Below are 2230 nucleotides of genomic sequence, written 5' to 3'. Positions count from 1 at the left end.
CGGCACGGCGGTAGGCGGCGTCGAGTTGGTAGAACAGATGGACGTCCTGGAGGTTTCCGGCCTCGGACCGGGTGAGCGTCGCGCGGGCGACCCGCGGGACAGGCACGTCGTACCGTACCCGGTCGCCGAGCGTCACAGGCGCACCGGTCGTGGCCGTCGTGGTCGTGTCAGTCATGTCGTTCCTCTCTCAGAAGAGCTTGCCCACCACCAGAATGTGCGGCGAGCGGGCAGGTCCGCACCTACCCAGCCGGGTGGTCCTGCCTACCTGGCTGGGTAGGCCGATCCGGTGAAGCGCGACGTACTCTCGTTGGCATGTCCTTGCTCTCCGGCGTCACGTACGCCCTCAGGACGTCCGACCAGATGGAACGGGCGCAACGGCTCTCCAAGGCGCTGTCCGAGCTGGTTCCGCACCGAGTGCTCAGCATGCTCGTCAGCGGCTGCGAGGGGTCACCGGTCGGCACCGCGGGCGAGCACGACGTCGCGAACAGCATCACCGCGCGCGACCTCGTGCACCTGGAGAGCACTCTGGGAACGTCACCGTACTGGCAGGGCAACACCGAGGTGGCGGGCGAGACGCGGCCGGTCGCCGTAATCAGGGAGCGTGGGCACCCGCCATCTGTCCTGCTGCTGGTGCGTAGCGACGCGACGCCGTTCCCCGACGATAACCTGAGCACGCTCGCCGAGGCCTGGTCATTGTTCATCGCGGCCACCGAGCAATCCCTTGACGGCGCCACGGCGCTCGACCTGAATGCGTCCCGCGCCGCCGCGGGCGAACGCGTCCGGGTGACCGCCGAGCTCACCGACTGCCACCGCATCGCGCTCTCGGGCATCCTCGGCACCCTGCGCGCACGGCACCTGGACGATCATGCCGCCCGGCAGACGGCCATCGACCTCGCGGCGACCGCCCTCGTGGAGCTTCGCACCTCGACGGCAGTGGAGCGTGAACTCGGCGACGAGCCCCTGACGGAGGCTTTCGAGCGCCTGCGGGAGGAACTGCGGCCCGTCACCCGCTTCTCGACGGCGCAGCTCGAGTTCGCCGCCCCCTCCGGCACGGACGTGCGCGGCGTCACCGTCCCCGCCACTGTCGGTCACGCCGCCCGCGCCATCTCCCGGGGCGCCGTCCTCGCCCTGCTCGAACAAGCCGATGTCGGCCGTCTCCGCGTCGCGTGGGCGCTCGCCGGCGGGCTGGAGATCAGCGTCCGCGACGACGGACCGGGCACCGGCCAGTCCTCGGTGATCGACGACGCCCTGACAGAACGCGCGCAGGCGCTCGGTGGTTCCGTCAAGGTCGAGAGTGTCCCCGGGTGGGGCACGAACCTCGTCGCGCGGCTCCCGTTCGAGGACGCGACCAGCTTCGACGCGACATCGAGCGACCCCTTGGCCGCCCTGCGTCCACGGGAACTCGACGTCCTGGCCGAGCTGGTGAACGGCCGGCGCAACCGCGAGATCGCTGAGAAGTTCTCGATCAGCGAGAACACCGTGAAGTACCACGTCGCCAACGTGCTCGCGCAACTCGGCGTCAATACCCGCAACCAGGCAGCCCTCATCGCGCACGACGCCGGGATCGTCGCGGAGCCCACGCTCCGCGCCGTGTAGGCGCACGCGGTCAGCACGCCGGGGCTGTGGCGGGCATCCGCCGTCAACGGCGAACGGGCCGAGCACGCCTGCGCCCAGGTACACGCACCGCGCTGGCCACCAGCTGAGACGGAAGACGATGGGCAGCTTCGCGACCGGGGTCGCGGTGGGGCCCAAGCCATCGCGAAGCCTGAAGAGCTCGTCGGCGAACGTACCGTGGCCGTGGCCGCGGGCGATGTGGGCGGGCAGGCATTCGCCCTCGGCCTCGTGGACGAGGTAGCCATGGACGTCGCCCCCGTGGTTCTCGGCTCTGGAAAACGGTACTTCGGGTCGGTCGATTCGCAGCATCTACTCGAGGACCCGCACACAGTGATCCAGGGCAAACGAGCACTACACCTGCGCTACCGAGTCCGCCACTAAGGAGCTGCGCACCCGAACCCGCCAGCCTTCGCTGTAGCACCTTGACGGCCGTGCCAGACACTCGTAACGTCACGTGGCATCGGTGAAACGACTCAATTCACTCGCAGGTGTATCCCCGGCCGAGACTGGAGAACGTCGTCATGCCACATGTGAGGTATCGCCCAGGAAGCCGCCATCGATTTCGTGCCTCTGTGATCGGACTGCTGGCATCCGCACTGGTTGGATCAATCGCCGC

The 2230-nt window shown here is 68.9% G+C and carries 1 protein-coding gene and 1 pseudogene; both read left to right on the top strand.

What is annotated here, in order from left to right; all coding sequences use genetic code 11:
• Positions 1-312: 312 nt before the first annotated feature.
• On the top strand, positions 313-1596 hold the full coding sequence (locus ELR45_RS31975) for a LuxR C-terminal-related transcriptional regulator (RefSeq protein ID WP_129669896.1): 1284 nt from the start codon (positions 313-315) through the stop codon (positions 1594-1596).
• Positions 1597-1746: 150 nt separating this feature from the next.
• Positions 1747-1995, top strand: a pseudogene (locus ELR45_RS31970) (dihydrofolate reductase family protein); the annotation flags it as partial.
• Positions 1996-2230 lie beyond the last annotated feature (235 nt).

Origin of the sequence: Phytoactinopolyspora endophytica (genome assembly GCF_004138495.1) — a bacterium.
Lineage (GTDB): Bacteria > Actinomycetota > Actinomycetes > Jiangellales > Jiangellaceae > Phytoactinopolyspora > Phytoactinopolyspora endophytica.
Note: the sequence above shows the minus strand (reverse complement) of the source record. Positions and strands in the feature narration are given on the sequence as shown.